This window comes from Mycobacterium sp., from assembly GCF_040509115.1.
Classification (GTDB): domain Bacteria; phylum Actinomycetota; class Actinomycetes; order Mycobacteriales; family Mycobacteriaceae; genus Mycobacterium.
Window position 1 is genome coordinate 1 of record NZ_JBEVLO010000081.1, and the last position, 22,408, is coordinate 22,408.

A 22,408-nucleotide genomic window follows, 5' to 3' on the forward strand; every position below is an offset into this window, starting at 1 on the left:
TGGACCGTGTCGTCTGCGTGCGCAGCGCTGGTCGCCGATAGCGAGCCGAGCAGAGCGAGGGCGTGGGCGCTGGTCGAGTTGGGTGCAGCGTGATAGACGACGAGTTCCTGCCCAGGGCTGGAACGTACGTCGAAGGTCTGCATCGACAATGTGAGGTCACCTACATCGCTGTGGTGAAAGCGTTTCTCTTGCAGTGCCTTTCCGCGTGGATCATGCTGTTCCCACAGACGATGGAACTCTGAACTGGTCGCCAAGAGCTCGCCAAGCACCTTCTGGATCCGCGGGTGGTTCGGCGATCGTCCGTGGTTCAGACGGAAGCCCGCGACCGAGTTGCTTGCTACCCGCTCCCAATCGCAGTAGAACGTGCGAGCGGCAGGGTCGGAAAACACGATCTGCATCAAGTTGGGTGAGTAGGCCCAGTTGTGGAAGAGAACATCGGCGATGCTGTTGGAGGCCAACACGTCATAGGCGATGTTGTAAACGATCGCGGGATTGTCCGGCCAGGCCGCCATGAGTTGCATCAGGGCCGGATCCACCCGGTCGTTGACTGCGACGTCATCGCGCGGAATGAGCCTGGCGAGCCGATACAGATGCCGGCGTCCGTCATCGCTGAGGCGGAGAGCGGTGGCCAGAGCGTCCACCACTTGAGCCGACGGAGTGCGTTCGCGGCCCTGCTCCAAGCGCGTGAAGTAATCGACACTGAGGCCCGCCAACAGCGCGACCTCCTCCCGACGCAACCCCGCCACTCTGCGGTGCCCGCTACTGGGAAGGCCCACGTCCTCGGGGCCGACCCCCGCACGGCGGGCCCGTAGATAGCTCCCGAGCTCGTTGGTGGTCACGAACCCATGCTAGCGAGCGCCAGGGTCCCGAGGGTGGGTGTAGCACTCCCAGGCTGGTCGGCTCTCGCCACTAGCGGAGGCCGCAGGATGGTCGGGAATGCCCATGAACCCGCAGGGCGTGGTCGACAACCGAGACAGTCACGCGCTCATGGGTTTTCGCTCCCCCGGTTCGGTGGATCGGATCCCCGCGAAAGGCGACCCCACCGTCGATCCGAGGAACTCCAGCGTCGAACCGGACGCTTCGATCGAATGACAGGTTGCCGCGGCGCCTCATCGGCCGAGGCGACGCCGCTTGTAGAGTCGCACCCGACATCCCAACAAATCTCCAAGGAGATTTCGAATGCCAACCATCACTCGCGACGATGTCCTCGAGGCCCAGGCCCGCACACAGAGTGTTGTGCGCCGCACCCCGCTGCTCGCCCCCGCCGCCAACGATCCGCGGGTGTGGATCAAGTGCGAATTTCTGCAGCACACCGGGGTGTTCAAGCCCCGGGGAGCGTTCAACCGCCAACTCGCGGCACGCCATCGCGGCGAGCTCGATCCGGCGGTCGGTGTCGTCACGGCCTCCGGCGGCAACGCCGGCCTGGCCAACGCGTTCGCCGCCCGCGAACTCGGGGTCCCGGCTACGGTGTTCGTCCCTCACACCGCACCCGCGGTGAAAGTCGCCCGGTTGCGCGAATACGGTGCCGACGTGCGGCTGGGAGGAACCGAATACGTCGACGCCTACGACGCAGCCGTGCAATGGGCCAGCCAGTCGGGGGCGCTGTTCTGCCATGCCTACGACCACACGGAGGTCGCCGCCGGGGCAGGCGTCATCGCCGAAGAGATCCTGCAGGACGCCCCCGAGATCGACACGATCGTGGTGGCCGTCGGTGGCGGCGGGCTGTTCGCCGGTGTCGCCGCGGCCGCCGAAGGGCGGGCCGGTGTGGTTGCGGTCGAACCAGCGACCATTCCCACCCTGCACGCCGCACTCGAGGCTGCGACGCCGGTGGACATCACGGTATCGGGAATCGCCGCCGACTCACTCGGAGCCCGACGCATCGGATCCATCGCGTTCGACGTCGCACAGCGCACGTCCCCGATCTCCGTGCTCGTCAGCGATGCACAGATCATCGAGGCTCGCTGGCGACTGTGGGATCAGTACCGGGTCCCCGCCGAGTACGGCGCGGCCACCGCTTACGCCGCCCTCACCTCCGCCGCCTACCAACCCGGTGACGGTGAAAACGTCGCGGTGATCATCTGCGGGGCGAACACCGACCCGACCACCCTAAACGTCGCGGCAGCAACATGATCGCGGGCACGGGCTGACGGCCGAACCTCGCTGGTGAGCATGCTCCGCCGTTCGGCCGGTTTGGGGTATGGGTCGATGCCGCGCGTCCGGATACCGATGGCTGGCGGCGGCATCGGCACTGGCGCGTGTCCTTCCCATTCGGCACTATGGTGAAGTGCGCCGCAACATCGAAGCCCACCATCCGGCTCAGTGGGCTTACGTCTCACCAACTTCTGCGCCGCGCCGTGCCCGGTGGTCGCCCCCTCACCAATGTCCATCGACGAACGAAAGTCCATCGTCGAACGAACGTCCATCGTCAAACGTGGTGCCCCCCGCGCACATGCCAACCCGATGACGGCGGGCCGCTTCTCGTTCCCCGCCCACGCACAGGATGTTTCCGACGAGTCGTCGATCGCCTCCTTGAAGGCAGCGGACAACCCGTTCCTGGGGAATCATCCCGTGCAGAATGCCGTTGCCTGATGCCGTGACTACGACGTCGAGATGGATACCAGTGTCCCAGCCTCCTCTTGCCAACACGAACAGCACCGATGGGCACACCGGGATCTGGTATTTCGACGAGTTCGTCCTCGATACGCAGCGCCACGAACTGCGCAACGGCCCAACCAAGATTCGGGTCGAGCCGCAGGTATTCGCTGTGCTCGCCGAGCTGGTACGCCACCACGACCGCTTCGTGACGAAAGGAGAGTTGTTCGATTCGGTCTGGGGTGGCCGGTTCGTCGGCGAGGCGGCGTTGAAGAGTCGGATCAAGGCGGCTCGCCACGCGCTCGGCGACAACGGAGATTCGCAGCGTTACATTCGGACGATTCGAGGTCGCGGTTATCAGTTCGTCGGCTCCATCCGCGCCGACGCAGCCCCGCCCGAGCTGGCATCGGCTGACCCACCGGCGCCACCGCAGCAGCGTATTGCGTTCTGTCGCGCGATCGACGGTGTGCGACTGGCTTATGCGGTGTCCGGGGATGGGCCACCGCTGGTGCGGGCAGCGAACTGGATGACTCATCTGGCGTACGACATCGAGAGCCCGGTGTGGCGGCATTGGGTGGGCGACCTCTCGGCACGACACACCTTCATCCGCTATGACGAGCGTGGCTGCGGCCTTTCCGACTGGGAGACTGCCGACTTCTCCTTCGACGCATGGATCAACGACCTGGAATCAGTGGTCGAAGCCGCTGGCCTCAAGCAGTTTCCGCTGCTTGGCGTGTCGCAGGGCGCCGCCGTCGCGGTGGCCTATGCAGCGCGTCATCCCGAACGGGTGACGCGTCTTGTGCTGTGCAGCGGATACGTCCGGGGCCGTGGTGTTCGCGCGGTCGGGGATAGCGAAAAGCGCGCCGCCACGCTGGATCTGGAGCTAGCCAGGGTGGGTTGGGGACGCGCCGACCCGGCATTCCGACAGGTCTTTGCCGCGCAATTCTTACCGGACGGTAGTCGCGACGACTGGGCGGAGTTCGACCGTTTGCAACGTCGGACCACGTCTGCAGAGAACGCCGTTCGCTTCCTCGGCGAGTTCGCCAACATCGATGTGAGCGAACAAGCCCATCAGGTTCGCTGCCCGACTCTGGTCTTGCACTCGAAGGATGATCGGCGTGTTCCGTTGCGCTATGGCGAGGAACTCGCAACGTTGATCCCAGACTCGACGCTGGTACCGCTGCCAAGCAACAATCATTTGCTGACCGCTGACGAGCCAGGTTGGGCGGTATTCCGTCGAGAAGTCGACGCCTTCCTCGCCGGTTGACGTCGGGCAGCGGCGTCGTCTGTCCGTGGAACGTGACCAACCGCCACGGAGGATGATCGCTTGTCACGGTCCGCAACGTATTCGTCGAGCCGGCAAGAGGAATCGCCGTACCGTGACTGTTGTGCAGTCATCACGCGCACTCATCGAGCAACAACCTGCGAAGCAGCGCTCGGCCGCGGTGTAGCCGCGATCCGACGGTACCCACCGGGATACCCAGCTTCAACGCGATCTCGGTGTTGCGGTAGCCCTCGATGTCTGCGAAGTAGACGGTTTCGCGCAAGTCCTGCGGCAAGGTGCTCAAGAGGTCTTCGGCGCGGCTGGGCACACTGCTCAAGGCGTCGGTTTCCGCGGATTGCGTTGCACCATAGATCAAAGCGGCGTGCGTGTTCAGCTGAGGGTCGGCCAGGTCGCCGCTGAGTTGCAAGGTCGGACGACGTTGAGTTTGTCGGTAGCGATCGACCCAGGTGTTCATCAGGATCCGGTAGAGCCAAGACTTCATGTTCGATCCCACGCGGAATGTCTTGAACGACGTGTAGGCCTTGATCAGCGTGTCCTGCACCAGATCTTCGGCATCCTGGCGTTGTTTGGTCAACGCCTGCGCATGGCCCAACAGGTAGCTGGTGTGCGGGATCACATCACGTTCGAATAGGTCGCGGTGGTCGTTGGCGATCGCTGGGGGTTGCCGGTCACTGGAAAGGTGTGCGCTGCAACTGTCGTTCTCATCGCTCGCTAGGCGGGCGGCGCGCGACTGCGCCTTCGTCATTTGATCTGTCGGGATTGTCGTGTGCATGTGTCGGCCTATTCGTCAACGGTGTCAGATTGTCTTCCGGTTCGACGGTGAACTCAGAAGCACTTCTTCGTGGCGATTCCTAGCCTGCCGAAGCCGCGCGACGTGAACTTGGAGGAAGCGTGGAGAGTAGGTATAGAAAGGGTGCAGAGACGATGTGCAACAGGGCGGCGGTGTGCATCCACGCGGTCGTCGGCGTAGTCAGGGTCGTGGCGCCGACGTCAATATTCCAGAGACGCCTACCGATTCACGCCGACTGATCGTGGGAGAGTCTGCAGCATCCCTCGACGTAGTCAGCCGAATGGTGCTCACAGCTGAATTCGTGGCACAGAGCGGGTCGCAAGCGAGCCCTCGGGCCACGTGCGAGACGGTCGAGAAGTCAGGCGGGACAGGTGATTCGACGGTTTAGTCGTCGGCAGGGTGTTCAACGCGTGTTCACCAACCCGTCGCCAGCAGATTACGCCTGACCTGACGACGGGCACCCTCCTCAGTTGCAGAAGAGGAACATTGTTCCGTATATTAGTGGAACAATGTTCCGCATAACGGCCGTACGGAAGTGAGCATGACCGATCAGCACGAGCAGCATCCTCTGAACTCTGGCTTCACGGCCGCATCAACCGCCGACGACGTGGTGGAGGATATCGACCTGAGCGGCAAGAACGTGATCGTCACCGGTGGGCACGCGGGCCTGGGACTCGAGACGACGCGTGCCCTGAGCAAGGCAGGCGCGGCTGTGACCGTCGCCGCACGGAACCCCGACCGCGCGGCCATGGCGCTCGTCGACGTCGAGGGGGTCAGCGTCAGCCAACTCGACCTCATCGACCCTGACTCGGTCGATGCCTTCGTGACCCGCTGGCTTCGTTCCGACCGCCCGCTGCACATCTTGATCAACAACGCGGGCGTGGCTGCCTCCGAGTGCGTGGTACGCGACGCGCGCGGGTACGAAGCCCAGTTCGCAACGAACCACCTCGGCCACTTCCAATTGACACGAGGTCTGCACTCCGCGCTGAAGAGCACCGGGGACGCCCGCGTCGTCAACGTGTCCTCTGGAGCCCAGCGATTCGGTCGGATCCGCTGGGATGACCCGCATTTCACGGCTGACTACGACCCAGGCGTCGCATATGCGCAGTCGAAAGTCGCCAACGTGCTGTTCGCCGTCGAGCTGGACCGTCGATGGGCCCCCGACGGAATTCGCGCATACGCAGCACATCCGGGCGTCGTCGTCGGCACCGCATTGAACAATTCAGGCGGCGAGGAACGACAGCGGGCCATGGGATTGATCGACGAATCCGGCCGGGCGATCATCAATCCGTACACGGGGCGGAAGACCCCGCAACAGGGCGCGGCGACCGTCGTGTTCGCAGCGACCAGCCGTCTGCTTGACGACGTCGGCGGGGTCTACTTGAAGGACTGCGACATCTCGCCGCTGGTCGCCGAAGAGCTGCCGATGACAACCGATCCCAACGTCGACATCCCGGCCGAGGTTGCACCGCACTCCATCGATCCGCGGTCGGCGCGGCGTCTCTGGGACCTCAGCGAGAAGCTGCTGACCGCATAGGTCTTGTCCGTCTCCGGAGTGCCGCGCAAAAACCTAGCTGGCCGAAACAGGATCGGCCGGCTAAGTTTCGCGGCAGCATTCCTGGCCGATCTCAATGCGGCTGAATCATGCTGCTACCCAGCGCTTGTGCTGGGTTCGCTCAGCCCGAGATGTCCTCCAAGACGGAGCTCCGTGTCTCCGGGAGGCAGGTGATCGCGATCAATGATCCGATCACGAAAAGCGCTGCGCTTGCCGTGAATACGACCGTCGGGCCACTGGACGCGATGACGAACGGCACGACGAGCGGGCCGAAGATCGACCCCAGTCGACCTGCAGCAGTCGAGCTCCCCATGCCGATTGCCCGGGCACGAGTGGGAAACAGCTCTGGCGTGAAGGCGAAGATGGACGAGAACATCCCGAAGAAGAAGAACTGCAGAAATGATCCGGCGACAACCAGCTCCGTGACTCCGGAGGCATTGCCGTAGGCAAACGCTGCAACTGCCGAGCAGAGCGCGAATCCGACGAGGCAGGCTTTACGCCCCACCACTTCGATGAGGTATGCGGCGGTCAGGAAGCCGGGGATGCCCCACAGCGCCATGAGGACGATGTAGCCCACGGATTTGACCACATCGAAGCCGGAGTCGGCGAGCAGCTTGCCCAGCCATGTCGTCAGCCCGTAATACCCACCCAACAAGCAGAACCACATCGCCCAGCTGGCGAGAGTGCGCTTCCGGTAGGCAGGGGAGAACAGTGTCCGCAATCCGTCCGACTGACTGTCGATAACGGCGGACTGCGTGACGGCAACGTACTCCGGCAGGGGTCGGCGGTAGGCGCGTTCGGTGTTGCGCTCCAAGGTTTCCAACGTGATGCGGGCTTGGTCGAATCGGCCTCGGGAAACGAGCCAGCGTGGGGACTCCGGAAGATTGCGACGCACAACGAGGGCAACGACGGCGAGCAGGGCTTGGAGAACGAAGAAGCCCCGCCAGCCCAGCGTCGTGGACAGCAGGACATAGGACAAGGCGCCGGCGCAGATGAATCCGATCGGCCAGGTACCTTCCATCAGCGCTACATACCGGCCGCGCTTGGATGAGGGCATGAATTCCGACAGAAGCGCTGCCGCGACAGGGAATTCAGCTCCCATGCCGATCCCCAGCAGAAACCGGAACGAGGCCAAACTCGCGAAGTCCCAGGAGAAGGCAAGCAAGAGGCTCGCAGAACCCCAGACGATGATGCTGTACTTGAAGACGGCGAGACGCCCAAACCGATCGGCCAGCACGCCCGCGACGATCGCACCGACGAGCATTCCTGCAAATGTCGCGCTGCCGACGAGCCCTGCTTGCGTTGGGCTGAGCCCGAACTCGCGGCTGATCGGTGCCAGCAGGAACGTCAGCGCCCCGAGATCAATCGAGTCGAACAGCCAGGCCGTTGCGATCACCAGGAATAGCCCGCTCTGATAGCGGGTCCACGGGAGCCTTTCCAGGCGGGCAGCGACGTGCCCCGTGGTGATGCGATCGTCGGGAGCTGTCGGAACGGGTGAGGGATCCACGGCGGGCAACCTTTCATTCAACGAAGTCACCTGCTGAACTGGTGACGCGTTGATGATGCGAAAGGTCGCCGTCACCTGTCAAGGGGGTGACGTTACGTTGCAGTAAACGATGCCTGGGCCGCCCTAGTTACGCGCAAGATGGAATTGCTTGTCCCGCAACGACTATCGACTACGACTACGCCGGAACCGACTGTTGTGATTCCTCAGTGCGCTTACGGGCCCGGTATGCCGCGGCCTTCACGCGGTTGCCGCATTCCTCCATGCCGCACCACGTGCGCCGCGCGCCCCTAGAGCGATCGAGATAGATGCGAGTGCAGGTCTGACGGCCGCACTCCTTCATCACGACATCGGAATCGGCGAGGACCGCGACAGCAGAACGTGCGATCTCTGCCAATGCCGCATGGACGTCTCCCGACCGGACAGCGCCGTCGTCGGTGAGTTCTACGCCAAGGCCCGGCCGCGCCGCGAACGTGTTGACCACCTGCAAGTCGTTGCGGTTGAACGGCGCGGAGGTGACACGTGCGACGGCCAGCCGATAGATCGTCTCTCGGAGCGTCACGGCGAGCCGGAACGACTCAGCGTCGACGGCTATGTCCGCTGGCATCTGTCCTGTTTCGGCGAACCACCGCGAGAGACCCGGCGCGTCGACGAGCAACTCCTCCGGCTCGGTCCTGCGCCACTTTCGCGTGCCTGCGAGGTCTAGGGCCAGGTTCCCGCTCACGAATACAAAACTCACGTCACCATCTTGACCGGTGACTCGCAATGAGGCAAACTTCGTCACCGGTTAAAGTAGTGACGGCAAGGAGCGGAATGTTAAGTCGCGAGGACTACCTGTATTTCACGGAGCGAGCATTGGACGGGATGGCGAGCATTGTTGCTGAGCTCGGCGATGATCGGGCCAACTCGCAGGCCTACCCCGACGCAAACACCCCCTATGCCTTGCTGCACCACTGTTTGGCCGTCGTCGAGACCTGGGTTGGGGGCTTCGTCAGGGGCCGGGGGGTAGTCCGGGACCGGGAGTCGGAGTTCGCCGCGAGCGGTCTAGTCGATGGACTGATCGAGCGCTGTGCCCTGATCAAGAACCAGTTGCGTGAGGATGTGGCGGAGGCCGAACCCGACGCCCCACTTCTGCAGGAGCCGCCAACTGAGTTCCTCGGTCCGCCCAGGACGTTGACCCAGGGGGCCGCCCTCCAACACGTGTTCGAGGAATTGGCTCAACACCATGGTCAGATGGAAAGCCTTCGCGACATGCTCGTCCTAGCTTCTCCCGCCGTGGAGGTCGGTCGATGACGACCGGGCGCGTCGACGACATCAGACCTGACCGGCTGCGCACTGGTCATGGAGCCAAATGGACGGCGATAGCGGAGGCGGTGCTGCCTGCCTGGGTCGCCGACATGGACCTCGGAATCCCTCCGGCGGTCACCACTGAACTGCGACGCACCATTGACCGACAAGACTTGGGTTACCCCTATTGGGCCGACGGTGATCCGGTGGTCGCGGCCTTCGCGGACCGGATGCAGTCGAAGTACGGGTGGACCCCGCAACCGGACTCCACGCGGGTGTTCAGCGATCTGATTCAGATACTGCAGATCGTCATCGAATTCACCACCCAGCCCGGCGACACCGTGGCTCTGCACGTACCGAACTATCCTCCGTTCCTGGCGGCAATCCATCGTGCTGGCCGCAGGCCGGCCCCCCTGAAATTCGTCGACACTCCCTCCGGGTGGGTCCCGGATCTGGACCAGCACCGGGCACTCTTCGACGAAGAAAACCCTCGCCTACTCGTTGTCGTCAACCCGCACAACCCGACTGGGCGTGCTCTCACCCGCGCCGAGTTGGACGTCTTAGCGGAGCTCGCGCGCGACAACGGTATTCCGGTCTTGGCTGACGAAATCCACTCCGACCTCACATATCCCAGCCATTCGCACATACCGTTCGCTTCGCTTGATTCCGATGTTGCAGCTCTCACGATCACCGCTACTTCCGCCACCAAGGCATTCAACCTCGCAGGAACTAGATGCGCGGTCGCGCACATCGGACACCGACCCACGAGGATTGCGCTGGAGAAGGCGCCCCTGGATTACTTCGGCACCCCCAGCGTGCTCAGCAGGGTGGCGACCGTCGCTGCTTGGCGACATGGAGACGAATGGCAACAGAAGATCCTGAGCATCCTGGACGGCAACCGGAAACGTGTCGCCGAATGGGCGGCCACCCACCCCTCGCTGAGACAGCACGAACCTGAAGCCACATACCTAAGCTGGCTGGACTTCGGCGAAACCCGATTGGCATCCGACCCTGCCGCGCACATTCTCGAAAGGGGCCGCGTACAACTGAGTCCAGGGGCTGAATTCGCCCATCACACCAGCGTGGACACTCGCTCGTTCGCACGCCTCAACTTTGCTACCACACCCAATTTGCTGACCGAGATTCTGTCGCGCATAGACGATTCGATGAGAGGCTGACTCTCAATCGGTCAGCCGCCGGCTGGTGAATGCGACGTCGGCTGGGTGGCCCCGGGGATAGCATGGGCGGCCGCACGTCCACTCAGAGGATCCAGGAGTTCTCCGGTGACAGAACCGCCGCCCTTCAGCGCGATGTTGGCCTTGCTCGTCGTCGCGCATGCATGGGAGGCCGAGTTAGCGGCGCAACTGCGTCCGCTTGGCCTGACTCCGCGCAAGTACGCCCTCCTCGGGCACATCAAGACGTCTCCTGGCGTGTCGTTCAGTGAACTGGCCAGGCGCTCGCACACCTCGGTGCAATCCGTCCACGTTGCCGTAAAGGCGTTGTCTGCAGACGGATTCGTACACGACGGCACCGCCCAGGCGGGCGCCGCTTCGACGCTGAGCGTCTCGGAGGCCGGGCTGAAGGCGCTCAGACAAGCCCACCGGCGGCGCAGCGCGATCGATGATCGCATTCACGAGACGTCGCCTGAGCTCGTCAGCGGACTCCAAGGCGCTCTGCGCACCCTCGTGATCGGGCAGACGCCACCGGAATCGGAGGAGCGCTAGGCCCGCCCTCATCCTTCAACTACACTGAAGGAGTGCAGGCGGTACTTCTCTCGGTCCATGTCGTCTTCGCGATACTCTTCGTCGGGCCTCCCGCCGTGGCTGTGAGCCTCTTCCCGCGGTTCGTTCCGGCGGCCGCCGACGTGGTCCCGCCACCGCAGCGCGCAGGTGAGCGCAATACTGCTGTGGCGCAGGTACTTCACCGAGTGACGCGGGTGTACGGTGTGCTCGCCATCGCGGTGCCCGTGCTGGGAATCGCGCTCGCGATCGTTCAGCAACGGATGACCGAGGTGTGGATCATCATCGCAATGGTGCTCACCGCCGCGGCGGGCGCTCTGCTGGCGTTGCGCATCGTCCCAGCCCAGCGAGATGTGCTCGCACGCAGGGCAACGTCGGCCGAGCTCAGCAGCATGGGCATGCTGGCAGGCATCTTCAACCTGCTGTGGGTTGTTGTCGTCGTGCTGATGATCGTGCGGCCCGGATCGGCTTACCGATGAACGCTCCGGGTGGCGACGCGATGCCGTCGCCACGGGTGTTGCGGACGCTCAGCGCGCCGTCGATCCTCGAAATGGCAAGCCTTGGCGCGTGCGGGACATGAACGATTCACCACTGCGGGGTCGCCGTGTCGGCGTGACGGCGGCACGAAAGGCCCAGACGCAGATCGACATGTTCGAGCGGCGCGGGGCGTGGGTCGACTGGGCGCCGGCCCTTTCACTGGCCCCCTCCGCCGTTGACGCCGACCAACTCAAGGAAACGACACTCCAGATACTCACCGAGCCGGTTGATCTCTTCTTGGCGACGACGGGCATCGGCATCACCACCTGGTTCGATGCCGCCGACAGCTGGCATCTTGGCGACGCGCTCACGGAAAGGATCGCCGCCGCAGAGATACTCGCGCGCGGCCCGAAGTCGGCTGCTGCGCTGCGCCGCCGGGGTATCCACGAGGACTGGTCGCCAGGATCGGAATGCTTCGCCGACGTCCTCGATCATCTGAGTTCACGCGATCTATCCGGGTCGAGGATCGTCCTTCAAGAGCACGGACAGTCTCTCGCCGAGGCAGCGAGCTATCTGCGCGGACGTGGCGCACACGTCAGCGTCGTCACCGTCTACCGCATCGGCGACGCCGAGGATTCGCTGCCCCTGCGTCGGCTGGTCGGACTGGTCGCCGATCGCGAGATCGACGCGGTGACGTTCACCTCGGCACCTGCCATCGGCGCGTTCATGGCGGTCGCCAACGACATTGGCCGCCGAGACGCCTTGATCGAAGCGCTGCGAACCGGTGTGCTGGCCGCCTGCGTCGGGCCAGTGGCCGCAGACGCCTTCTCGCTGTGGAATGTCCCAACGCTCGTGCCGAGCCGATACCGACTCGCCGCATTGGTCAAGCTCGTCGAGACCGCACTCGCAACACCGTGACAGCGGAAGTCGGCGCGATACCGGCTGCCGCTCGGCGCTCCCCCCTTTCGCGTCGCCCTCGGTCACATTGGTGTACGACCACCGTCGGCCAAGTCAGAGTGCCGGGTCGTGCGTGTACCGAACAGGCAGCACCGCGTCCACCAGCGTCTGAGTCACCGCATCACGCTGCGGCGACTGGAACTCGTGGGCGACGAACCGGTCGACGATCGCGCCGTGGTGCAGGACCACGACATCGTCGGCGAAGGCCTCGACCACAGCCAGATTGTGCGCGATGAGCACGAACGTCACCGGGGTCTCGTCCCGAAGACGGTTGAGCAGTTCGAGGATTTCGTGCTGGGTCGTGACATCGAGCGCGGAGGTGGGCTCGTCTAGGACCACCAGGGTCGGTTCGACTGCGAGTGCCCGGGCAATGCCGACCCGTTGACGCTGGCCGCCGGAGAGTTGGTGCGGATAGAGCTGTGCCAGCATCGGATTCATGCCGACCCGGCTCAGCAGTTCTTCTGACCGCTGGCGCGCCTCTGCTGCGGTGCGCCGGACGCCCAGCCGCTGGATGGGGCGCGCGATCTGATCGCCGACGCGGATACGCGGGTTGAGGGCGCTGCCGTGGTCCTGGAACACCAGCTGCACCGTTCGAGCACGTTCGGTGCGAGTGAGCCGACCGATGTCGACCACCCCGGCGCCGGTGGTGATGGTGATCGAACCCGAGGACACCGGTTCGATGCCGGCGATGAGACGCGCGAGCGTCGACTTACCGGAACCGGATTCACCGATGATCCCGAGTGCCCGGCCGGCGGGGATGTTCAGGTTCACCTCGTGCACCGCGGTGAAATCCTGATGGCCGCGCTGCGGGTAGCGTTTGGTCACCCCGGTGGCGGCGGCCACATCCGCGGGCGACTCGGACCGTTGCCTCTGCCGGATGGGTGGACTTCCGAGTTCCGGCACCGACGCGATCAGCCGCTGGGTGTAGGGGTCGCGAGGTGAGGTGAGCACATCTCTGGTGCTGCCCTGTTCCACCAGCCGGCCCGCCTTGAGTACGGCGACCTTGTCGCTGAGCCGGGTCACCACCCCGAAGTCATGGGTCACCAGCAGCACCGCCACGTGCAGCTCGGTGCGCAGCTCGTCTATCAGATCTAGGATCTGGGTAGCCAGCGTGGGATCCAGCGCGGTGGTCGGCTCGTCGGCGATCAGCAGGTCCGGCTCGGGCAGGCAGGCCACCGCAATCATTACCCGCTGGCGCATACCACCGCTGAGCTGATGCGGATGACTATTCAGAACCCTTGTGGTGTCGGTGATCCCGACCTTCTGCAGCCAATGGGCTGCCAGGTCGCGGGCCTGCGCACGGGTCGCGGTGCGGTGCAGTCGGATGTATTCGATCAGTTGGTTGCCGATGGTGAACGATGGATCGAAAGACGTGCCCGGATTCTGGAAGATGGTGCCGATCCGGTTGCCCCGCAGGGCGTTCAGCTCTCGCGCAGGCAGACCCAGCAATTCGGCGCCGTCGAATCTGATCGAACCGCCCACTGCCGGACGGGCGCTGGCCGGCAACAGCCCGGCGATCGCCGATGCCGTCACACTCTTACCCGACCCCGACTCTCCCACCAGGGCCAGGACCTCGTTGGCGGCCAGTTCCAGGGACAGGTCGGAGACAGCCGCGACCGCACCTGAGCGTCCGGGGAAAGTCACCGAAAGGCGGTCCAGCTGCAGCAGCGGTGCGGTCATCGGTGTGCACTCCAGCGGGGATCGAGGACGTCGCGCAGCCCGTCACCGAGCCAGTTGAACGCCAGACCGACGGCGAGTATGGCGACACCGGGTATGACCGCGACGAATGGACTGCCGGACAGCAGGACCTTGGCGCCTTCGGCCACCATGCGACCCCAGTCCGGGGTCGGTGGCTGCACGCCGATGCCGACCGCGCTCAGACTCGAGGCGAGCACCACAAGGATGCCGATCAGACTCGTCCAGTAGACGACGATGGTCGCCGCCAGATTGGGCAGCAGCTCCCGCGTGACGATGGTCCAGCCGGACGCTCCGAGCCCGACGGCGGCGGCGACGTACTCGCTGTCGCGCTGCCTGCGGGTATCGGCGTAGACGATGCGCGTCACGTACGGCACCGCGGCGAACACGACGGCGGCGGCCACCACCCAAATTCCCATTCCGATCACCTCGGCCAGCGCGAACGCAACGATCACCACCGGGAACGCGAACAAGATGTCAGTCACCCGCATGACCGCCGACGACCACCACGAGCGCGACCATCCGGCCAGCAATCCGATCACGCTGCCGATCAGTACCGCCGCCGTGGTGGCCGCCGCGGTGGGTGCCAGGGTGGCGCGTCCACCCCACAGCAGTCTGCTCAGGATGTCGCGGCCCTGTTCGTCGGTGCCCAGTAGGTGATCGGCGGTGAGCGGCGGCATATACCGTTGCGCCACATCGGGCACGGTCGGGTCGTGGGGCGAGATCCACGGCGCCAGAACCGATATCGCGATGATCAGACCGATGACGGCGACGGCGGCAACGAGCTGGCCGTGATGCGTCCACGCGGGTCGGCGGCTGCGCGCGACCGTGAGGGGCTGATCGGTCATGGCCTCAGCCCCTCAGCCGCGGGTTGAGCAGGTCGGCGGTGATGTCGGTGACGAGGTTGGTCACCACGAAGATCACCGTGACCAGCAGCACGCCACCCTGGATGACCGGGTAGTCGTGGGCGCCGATCGCGTTCATCAGCTCCGTTCCGACTCCCGGCCAGCTGAACACGAACTCGACGAACACCGCGCCGCTGAGCAATGTGCCGATCTCCAGTCCCGTGGTGGTGACGATGATCGGCGCGACGTTGCGACCGACGTGCTTGCCGATGATTCGCCACGCGGGCGCACCCTGCGACCGCAGGGTTCTGACGTAATCGGATTCCAGACTTTCGATCACCCCGGCGCGGGCGAACCGGGCGAGGATGAGCATCGAGACCAGCGCCGCGGACGACGCTGGCAGGATGAGGTGCCGGATCAGGTCGGTGGGCCCGCCGTCGCCGGTGAAATCGCGCATTCCGGTGGCAGGCAGTATCTTCCACTTCAGCGCGAACAGCCAGATCAAGATGAGGCCGAACCAGTACACGGAGAGGTTTGCCCCGATCTGAACCAGCAGCATGATCGCGCGGTCGACGAAGCGGTTGTGGTTCAGTGCGGCAACGGTTCCGATCAGCACGCCGAACACGACCGACACCACGACCGCGGCGAACGTGAGGATGAGCGTGTTGGCGAAGGCGGTACCGAGGCCGTCGAACACCGGCGTGCCCCGGATGATCGACCGGCCACCGCCGTCGAACACACCGGCAAGCCAGGACAGGTACTGCTGCACCAGCGGCCGGTTCAGCCCGTAGGCCTCCTGCAGGTCGGCGATGGCCTCGGCCGAAACCGTGCCGTGCAGGGTGGCCTTGATCGGGTCACCCGGGCTGGCCTTACCGATGAGGAACACGAGGATGGAGATGACGAGCAGGATGGGCGGCAGCAGCAGGACCCGGCCGGCGATCCGCCGCGCGAGCTGGCCCCGCCCGCCGGTCGCGGGGGTGGCCCCGGCGACCAGGGTGGGGTCGTCCGGCGGCAGCGGTGAGCCTTGGCCCGCTGCCACGTCGAGGGTCTGGCTGCTCACCTAGGAGCCGTCCTTCCAGACCGTGGTCAGGTCGTACCAGTTGGTGTTCGGCCACACGAACCCGTGCACGCGTGGACTGATGGCGTAATAGCGGGTGAAGTTCACGGTGGGGATCACCGCGTGGTCGGCCGCGATCGCCGCGTCGGCCTGCCGCCACAACGCGATCCGGGCGGCGTCGTCGGTGGTGAAGCGGGCGGCGTCCAAGGCCTGGCCGATCCTGGGGTAGTCGACGAACCGCTCTCCGCCATTGGCCAACACGGTGTCCTGGAAACCCTCCCGCGCCCATTCCGGATAGGTGCCGCCATACTCACCGAGGTGAAAGCCGTCCTCGGGCAAGGGGTTCGATATGCGCGACGAGTAGTTGCCCCGCTCCAACGCGATCACCGGCGCATCGATGCCCACCTGTTTGAGGTTGTCGGAGATGAACTCGGCCTCCGGCTGGCCGGCCAGGTCCGCGATGATGTTGAAGTGCACCTGGCCCGGTGCTATTCCCGCGCCCGCCAGCACCTGTTTGGCGCGGTCCGGGTTGTAGTCGTAGACCCTGACGTTCTTGTCGTAGGCCTCGTTGCCGGGATTGAGGAACGACCACAACGGCTGGGCGTGCGTCGAATAGATGTCGTCGGCGATCCCCTGCCGGTCGATGGCCAGTGACACCGCCTCCCGAACCTGCTTGTTCTGCGCCCAGGGGTTGCCAAACAGGAAGGACGCGTAATCCAGTTGTGCGCCCGTGCCTTCGGGTACCGCGGCGCCCTGGCGTTCCAGCAGTTCCACGTCCGTGGGTTGCACCCGGGACAGGATGTCGATCTCACCGCTTTGGAAGGCCGCCAGCCGGCTCTGGTTGTTGGCGATGGTGCGAAACACCAGCTTGTCCAGCCGAGGCTTGGCCCCCCAATAGTCGGCGAAACGTTCCAACGTGATGTGGTCATTGGGCTCGCGTTCCACCCATCTGTACGGCCCGGTCCCGGTGGGATGCTCAGACAGGCCGTCATTGCCGTAGGTGCGCAACGCCTGCGGGCTGAAGATCAGTGGTGACCCGATCGACTGCGCCAACAACCGCGGGAAGCCCCAATAGGAACGGTTGAACGTGAACTCGTAGGTGTGGTCGTCTACGATCCGGGTCGACTTCAGATCTTCGAATCGCGCCTTGAGCATGGCAGCGCTCTGCTGGTCGTAAAACTGGAACGACGGATCGCTGAACCGTTTTACGTTGAAATCGAGCGCTTGTGCGTCGAAGTCGGTTCCGTCGTGAAACTTGACCCCTGGTCGAAGTTCGAAGGTCCACACCGTGGCGTTCGCGTTGGGCCGCCAAGCGGTGGCCAGACCGGGGACGAGTTTGGTGACTCCCTCGTTGGTCGACAAGTCTTCCTGCACGAGCGGTTCGTAGACGTTGCGCGAGGCCCGGAACGTCTCCCAGTAGTACTCGCGCTGGGGGTCCACCGCGGTGGGCTCGGTGTAGAGGCCGACCACCAGGGTGCCGCCGTCCTGCGGATCCGACGATCCCCCACCCGCGCCGGACGAACTGCAACCGCTCATCAGGACGGTCAGCATCGCCAACACGGACAGTAGGCCGCGACGGCATGGAGGAACTCGCATGGGTATCAGTGAGCCATCCATAGTGCATTTCGCGAAACGCACCGGCACCCAAGGCGTCTCAGCGCAACGAGCATGCAAGCACGTTAAGCGGGGTCACATGTACCGAGGACCCGTTCTGTTCGCAGTGAACAAAACCTACCCTCAGCAGATCGATGACGCTCGATCGATCCGGAAAGCTGGACGGTAGAGATGCGAACGCGATCTCGGCACACCGCCGTAGACGGGAGGCACTTCCGGAACGGCTCGGCGGCGTTTTGGATCCGCGCTAACGCGTCCGTCTGCGCGTCGCCATGCGAGGGCAGTCAGTCGACCGAGGACGCGCGTTCGTCATGGGGCAGAGACCCTTTCAGGGCGCACTGAGTCAGCGAGGATCGCCCCAAGACGCGTCACGCCGGCGCAGGAGAGCGTCTCGACAGTGCCGCGCTCCGGCTGACTCGCCACCATCTGTCACGACGCGGGCAGGTACTGCCGAAGGAGCCGTTGCTCGCGGCGCGGGTTGAGCGCGGCCAAACGAATGTCGCCGCCGTAGTGGTCGAGCACACGCCGGTCCATGACCCGACGCCACAGTGGAGGGAAGCCGCTCAACAGCAGCATGGTGGGGTAACCGGCGGGGAGCTGCGGTGCTTCGTCGGCGTGGCGGAGGGCCTGATACCGGCGCAGCGGATGCGCGTGATGATCAGAGTGTCGCTGGAGCTGGAAGAGGACGACGTTGCCGACCACCGTATTGGTGTTCCAGCTGTGCGACGGACGTACCCGCTCGTAGCGGCCGCCGGGCAGTTGCTTGCGCCGGAGCCCGTAATGCTCGATGTAGTTGATGGCTTCCAGCAAGCTGACGCCGATGATCGCCTGTCCGATGAGCCAGGGCACGACCACCACGCCGAACAGGGCAGCGAGCAGGCCGAACAATGCCGCGCTCATCAGCCAGGCGTGCAGCACGTGGTTGTGAAGGGTCCATCGGGATTTGCCTTTGCGGGCCAGGCGTCTGCCTTCGAGAGTCCAGGCCGAGCGCAGGCTTCCGAATGCCGACCTCGGGATGAAGGCGTACAGGCTTTCACCCAGCCGCGAGCTGGCGGGGTCGCGTGGAGTCGCAACCTCCAGGTGGTGTCCGCGGTTGTGCGCGACGAAGAAGTGCCCGTAACAGGTCTGCGCGAGCGCCACCTTGCTCAGTCTCTGCTCCGCCTGTTCCCGTTTGTGCCCGAGTTCATGAGCGGTGCTTATCGCAACCCCGCCGATCCCCCCGACCGTCACCATCAGCCCCAGCTTGTCGACCAGATTCATCGGAACCCAACCGCCACCACTCCACAGCCAGCAGGCGAGCACCAGCGACAGATACTGAATGGGTAAGTACAGATATGTCGCCCACCGGTAGAACCGGTCGTTCTCCAGTCGCGCGAGCGCACTGTCGGGTGGGTTGTCGGCGTCCGCCCCGACCAAGTAGTCGAGAACCGGCAGGATCCAGAATGTCACGATCGGACCGGACCACCAGAAGATCCCGAAGCCCGTCGTGAGCACCGCCAGCCATGACCAGATGACGAGCGCGGGGGCGACCAGCCCAAGTAGCCAGAGATATCGTTTGTGGTCGTGCCAACGCAAAACCATCGTCTGATCGCGAGTTTGCAACCCCTCTTGCGGACCAGCCGACATGAATGCCTCCCCCAGATCCCCAATCCAAGGGTATCTTGCCTCTCAGTTAACTCGCAAGACAGGGCAAGAGTACCGTATTGCTAATATTTTCCTCGCTGAATATAGGCTCTCCTTTCGATCGGTTGCCGAGGGATCGGACCGGAGACACGGGCGGAAACGATCGTTGCCCCGACCCGGGTAACGCGCGGAGATGCGACGAACTGCAACACGTTCCCTTGGGCGCGTGGGTGGCACGCGGTGGGGCTTTTCGGCCAAACCCCGCAACTTTGGCAACGCTGGCGTGCGTGTCAACGCCGACTTTTTCACCGACTAGTGCGAAAATTCGTTCTGACAGCTAACTATTTGACGTTGAATTGATGGCTCCATAGATGTTCGGTCCGAAATATTGCGAGACGAACGGGGGTGGAATTGAATGCACAATTCGCCAGATGACGGTGTCGGCGCGGGCCGCAGGACGAGTCTTTCGCGGAGGCGGTTCCTCTACGGCGCCGGTGCGACTGCGGTTGCCGCCGCCGGTGGCGGAGCCCTCGCCTTCGGACTGAGCGACCGCGACGACCGCGCCGACCGCGCCGACCGCCACCACTACGCGGCCATCGTGGTCGGCAGCGGCTACGGCGGCGGTGTATCGGCGTTACGCCTCGGCGAGGCAGGTGTCGAAACTCTGATCCTGGAAAAGGGACGGCTGTGGGACGCCCCCGACGAAGACGGCAAGCGATTCTCGAAGATGTTGCCTCCCGACAACCGAGCGGGCTGGTTCACGGACGTCCCACCGAGCCTGGTTCCGTCGTTCGAGGGCATCACGATCCAGGATGTGGTGAACCAGGTGCCGTCCCCCCAGCCGGTCCAGGCCGGGATCTGCGACAAGAGCGACCACGGCGCGCACAGCATCTTCCGCGGCATCGCTGTTGGGGGAGGCTCGATGGTCAACGCGGCCATCGCCGCGATCCCAACCCCCCGCCAGGTCCAGGACGCCTTCCCCGACATCGATCCATCGCAATTCTTGGATACGTACATCGAACGTGCCAAGAACATGTTGCGGATCAACTACCGCGACATGGAGTGGTTCGAGCAGACGAACGTGTTCCAGTACGCGCGGGTGGGGCGACGGTACGCGGAGGCTGCCGGCTACGCGGTCGACTACAACGGAAGCGCGTACTCCTTCGACTACCTGAAGAAGGAGGAGGCAGGCGAGGTTCCGCGATCATCCCTCGACCTCGAGCAGCAATACGGAAACAACCACGGCCGGTTCGGCAGCGTCGACCAAACGTATGTCGCCGCTGCGCTGGGGACCGGCAAAGTCACCTTGAAGCCCATGACCGAAGTCACCGGTATTCGACGCGAACGCTCCGGCGAGTATGTGGTCTCCACCCGCGAGATCGACCGGTGGGGCAAGGAGGTCGGGCGGGATGAATTGGGTTGCGATCAGCTATATCTCAGCGCCGGGGTGCTCGGAACGAATGCGATCTTGTTGCGAGCCCGTGAGACGGGCGCGTTACCCGACCTGAGCGAGGAGATTGGGCGCGGATACGGGAACAATGGGGACGTCATGGTCGCTCACGGGCTCAACGACGGCGACCCAGCAGGCACGCAGCAATCCCTGATGGGAATGATCAATCTGGACGGCCGCGACGATCCAGACAATCCGGTGTACGCCAGCATGTTCTCGATTCCGCTTCCGGTCGAGACCCATACCCTGGGCTATTACGTCATGGTGAAGACCGGCGACCGGGCCGACATCGCCTACGACCGGGGTTCCGACTCGATCAACGTCCGCTGGCCCCAGGAATACACGGACAACCTCGTCGCGAAGGCACAGATGGTGTTCGACAGAGTCACCCAGGCCAACGGCGTGGAGTACCGCGACGACATCTTCGAGGGAAAGGTCTTCGCGCCCTACACGGTTCATCCGCTGGGTGGCTGTGTCCGAGGTGTCGCGACCGACGGCTACGGGCGTGTCAATGGATACGACAAGCTCTACGTCAACGACGCGTCGTTGGTCCCCGGCTTCATCGGCTGCAACCCGTTCATGTCGATCACCGCGCTCGCGGAGCGCAACATCGAGGGCATCCTGCAGGGACGCACCTAGCGCGACCCCAAAGGATCACCGATTGGGAATCTCGGGCGTGGCGTTCGGATTTGCCGTAGCGCGACGCTACTCGCGACCGGGACCACTGCCTCCAAGCACAGGGCTACCCATCCTGTGCGTGACCGTCGCGATCCCCGCATGGATTCTGGAACCATGGCGTAGATGGACACGCAATCGGGGTCAGATGTCAACGATCCGTTCGACGACGCAATCGACGACGCGCTGAACTCACTGCCGGCCAATCTTCGAGCGGCGATGAGCAACGTCGAAATCGTCGTCGAGGACGAGCCCCCCGAAGGACAGTCGCTGCTCGGCCTGTACCGCGGCGTGCCGCTGCCCGAGAGGACGAGTAACTACAGCGGAATGCTGCCCGACAAGATCACCATCTTCGGCGGGCCGATCACCCGACTCGCAGCCGGCGACGAAGATCGTCTCCGCCGCGAGATCAGGCACGTCGTCCTCCACGAGATCGCGCACCACTTCGGGATCAGCGACGAGCGGTTGATCGAACTCGATCGCTACTAACGAGGCGCTCATACCCGCTGAGGAATCCACCACCGGACATCGCTCAGGCGCCTGCCAGTCCGTCAACACGCCACCATGACGCAGTGGGTTCCCGGACTCAGGTCGATGATCGCTCAGCTGGCGATTCCGTCAATCGGGCATGAAACGCTATCGCGCGCAACGCGTATGAGCCCGCTAGGGTCGCTTGACGCGGCCAGCTTCCACGCGATTTCGGCAAACCGAGAGAGCCGCTCCTCGCCTGCGCTGCTACTTGCTGGCTCTGATCGCCTCGAACACGCTGGGATCCAGCAGGGTCGAGGTGTCACCGAGTTCACGGCCCTCCGCGACGTCACGGAGTAGTCGTCGCATGATCTTTCCGCTGCGGGTTTTCGGCAGCTCCGGCACCACGTGAATCTCCCGCGGACGCGCGATCGGCGAGATCTCTCGGGCCACCTCGGCCCGTAGCTCGTCGATCATCTGTTCGAGCGGGGTGTCGGCGTGGTGGGCCAACAGGATGACGAACGCGACGATCGCCTGCCCGGTGGTGTCGTCAGTGGCGCCGACGACGGCCGCCTCCGCCACCCCCGAGTGGCCGACCAGCGCCGACTCCACCTCCGCGGTGGAGATCCGGTGCCCGGACACGTTCATCACGTCGTCGACGCGGCCCAGCAACCAGATGGCGCCGTCCAGGTCATAGCGCGCGCCGTCGCCGGCGAAGTACCAGCCCTGCTCGGCGAACCGGGACCAGTAGGTCTCCTTGTACCGTTCCGGATCCCCCCAGATGCCGCGCAGCAT

The 22,408-nt window shown here is 64.4% G+C and carries 21 protein-coding genes; 11 read left to right on the forward strand and 10 right to left on the reverse strand.

The window, feature by feature from the left end:
* Positions 1-839, reverse strand: an 839-nt coding sequence (locus ABW137_RS06810) for a helix-turn-helix domain-containing protein (RefSeq protein WP_526398198.1), incomplete at its 3' end; no start/stop codon positions are given.
* A gap of 340 nt (positions 840-1,179) precedes the next feature.
* Between ABW137_RS06810 and ABW137_RS06815 the strand changes: the two genes are divergently transcribed.
* From ABW137_RS06815 to ABW137_RS06825, 3 genes are all read left to right on the forward strand, one after another.
* A complete protein-coding gene (locus tag ABW137_RS06815; protein ID WP_526398200.1) occupies positions 1,180-2,130 on the forward strand; it encodes a threonine ammonia-lyase in 951 nt (316 codons plus the stop codon).
* Between the two features lie 189 nt (positions 2,131-2,319).
* Positions 2,320-2,589, forward strand: coding sequence for a hypothetical protein (locus ABW137_RS06820; RefSeq protein WP_526398202.1), 270 nt, complete (start codon positions 2,320-2,322; stop codon positions 2,587-2,589).
* Positions 2,590-2,671: 82 nt separating this feature from the next.
* Positions 2,672-3,859 carry an alpha/beta hydrolase gene (locus ABW137_RS06825; protein ID WP_526398237.1) on the forward strand — a complete coding sequence of 396 codons (1,188 nt, stop codon included), beginning with the start codon at positions 2,672-2,674 and terminating at the stop codon, positions 3,857-3,859.
* Positions 3,860-3,989: 130 nt separating this feature from the next.
* Here the strand turns inward: ABW137_RS06825 and ABW137_RS06830 are convergent, their stop codons facing one another.
* Positions 3,990-4,622: an RNA polymerase sigma factor gene (locus tag ABW137_RS06830; protein ID WP_526398204.1), complete on the reverse strand. Its 633-nt coding sequence runs from the start codon at positions 4,620-4,622 to the stop codon at positions 3,990-3,992.
* 586 nt (positions 4,623-5,208) lie between these two features.
* Between ABW137_RS06830 and ABW137_RS06835 the strand changes: the two genes are divergently transcribed.
* Entirely contained in the window at positions 5,209-6,204 is a 996-nt protein-coding gene (locus ABW137_RS06835; protein WP_526398206.1) for an SDR family NAD(P)-dependent oxidoreductase, read from the forward strand.
* Between the two features lie 139 nt (positions 6,205-6,343).
* Here ABW137_RS06835 and ABW137_RS06840 read toward each other — a convergent pair whose 3' ends face one another.
* Entirely contained in the window at positions 6,344-7,729 is a 1,386-nt protein-coding gene (locus ABW137_RS06840; protein WP_526398208.1) for an MFS transporter, read from the reverse strand.
* Between the two features lie 175 nt (positions 7,730-7,904).
* Positions 7,905-8,465 carry a CGNR zinc finger domain-containing protein gene (locus ABW137_RS06845; RefSeq protein ID WP_526398209.1) on the reverse strand — a complete coding sequence of 187 codons (561 nt, stop codon included), beginning with the start codon at positions 8,463-8,465 and terminating at the stop codon, positions 7,905-7,907.
* Positions 8,466-8,539: 74 nt separating this feature from the next.
* Between ABW137_RS06845 and ABW137_RS06850 the strand changes: the two genes are divergently transcribed.
* The 5 genes from ABW137_RS06850 to ABW137_RS06870 all read left to right on the forward strand — a co-directional run bounded on the left by ABW137_RS06850 (position 8,540) and on the right by ABW137_RS06870 (position 12,147).
* The gene (locus tag ABW137_RS06850) at positions 8,540-9,019 is read left to right on the forward strand and encodes a mycothiol transferase (protein WP_526398211.1); all 480 of its coding nucleotides are present in this window, start codon (positions 8,540-8,542) and stop codon (positions 9,017-9,019) included.
* Positions 9,016-10,191 carry a MalY/PatB family protein gene (locus tag ABW137_RS06855; RefSeq protein ID WP_526398213.1) on the forward strand — a complete coding sequence of 392 codons (1,176 nt, stop codon included), beginning with the start codon at positions 9,016-9,018 and terminating at the stop codon, positions 10,189-10,191. The genes ABW137_RS06850 and ABW137_RS06855 overlap by 4 nt, the downstream gene beginning before the upstream one ends.
* A 105-nt stretch (positions 10,192-10,296) precedes the next feature.
* Entirely contained in the window at positions 10,297-10,737 is a 441-nt protein-coding gene (locus ABW137_RS06860; RefSeq protein ID WP_526398215.1) for a MarR family winged helix-turn-helix transcriptional regulator, read from the forward strand.
* A gap of 32 nt (positions 10,738-10,769) precedes the next feature.
* Positions 10,770-11,231: a hypothetical protein gene (locus tag ABW137_RS06865; RefSeq protein ID WP_526398217.1), complete on the forward strand. Its 462-nt coding sequence runs from the start codon at positions 10,770-10,772 to the stop codon at positions 11,229-11,231.
* Positions 11,232-11,328: 97 nt separating this feature from the next.
* Positions 11,329-12,147: a uroporphyrinogen-III synthase gene (locus ABW137_RS06870; protein ID WP_526398219.1), complete on the forward strand. Its 819-nt coding sequence runs from the start codon at positions 11,329-11,331 to the stop codon at positions 12,145-12,147.
* Between the two features lie 93 nt (positions 12,148-12,240).
* On the opposite strand, the gene ABW137_RS06875 is transcribed toward ABW137_RS06870, so the two are convergent.
* The 5 genes from ABW137_RS06875 to ABW137_RS06895 all read right to left on the reverse strand — a co-directional run bounded on the left by ABW137_RS06875 (position 12,241) and on the right by ABW137_RS06895 (position 19,023).
* On the reverse strand, positions 12,241-13,866 hold the full coding sequence (locus ABW137_RS06875) for an ATP-binding cassette domain-containing protein (protein ID WP_526398221.1): 1,626 nt from the start codon (positions 13,864-13,866) through the stop codon (positions 12,241-12,243).
* Positions 13,863-14,729: an ABC transporter permease gene (locus ABW137_RS06880; protein ID WP_526398223.1), complete on the reverse strand. Its 867-nt coding sequence runs from the start codon at positions 14,727-14,729 to the stop codon at positions 13,863-13,865. The genes ABW137_RS06875 and ABW137_RS06880 overlap by 4 nt, the downstream gene beginning before the upstream one ends.
* Positions 14,730-14,733: 4 nt before the next feature.
* Entirely contained in the window at positions 14,734-15,786 is a 1,053-nt protein-coding gene (locus tag ABW137_RS06885) for an ABC transporter permease (RefSeq protein ID WP_526398225.1), read from the reverse strand.
* The gene (locus tag ABW137_RS06890; protein WP_526398227.1) at positions 15,787-17,379 is read right to left on the reverse strand and encodes an ABC transporter substrate-binding protein; all 1,593 of its coding nucleotides are present in this window, start codon (positions 17,377-17,379) and stop codon (positions 15,787-15,789) included.
* 447 nt (positions 17,380-17,826) lie between these two features.
* Positions 17,827-19,023, reverse strand: a complete 1,197-nt coding sequence (locus ABW137_RS06895; RefSeq protein WP_526398229.1) for an alkane 1-monooxygenase — start codon at positions 19,021-19,023, stop codon at positions 17,827-17,829.
* Between the two features lie 412 nt (positions 19,024-19,435).
* Here ABW137_RS06895 and ABW137_RS06900 point away from each other — a divergent pair, with 412 nt between their 5' ends.
* Entirely contained in the window at positions 19,436-21,109 is a 1,674-nt protein-coding gene (locus ABW137_RS06900) for a GMC oxidoreductase (RefSeq protein WP_526398231.1), read from the forward strand.
* 162 nt (positions 21,110-21,271) lie between these two features.
* Positions 21,272-21,634 (forward strand): metallopeptidase family protein, encoded by a 363-nt coding sequence (locus ABW137_RS06905; protein ID WP_526398233.1) that lies wholly within the window; start codon positions 21,272-21,274, stop codon positions 21,632-21,634.
* A 246-nt stretch (positions 21,635-21,880) separates the two neighbouring features.
* On the opposite strand, the gene ABW137_RS06910 is transcribed toward ABW137_RS06905, so the two are convergent.
* A partial coding sequence (locus tag ABW137_RS06910; protein ID WP_526398235.1) for an AMP-binding enzyme occupies positions 21,881-22,408 on the reverse strand: 528 nt, incomplete at its 5' end.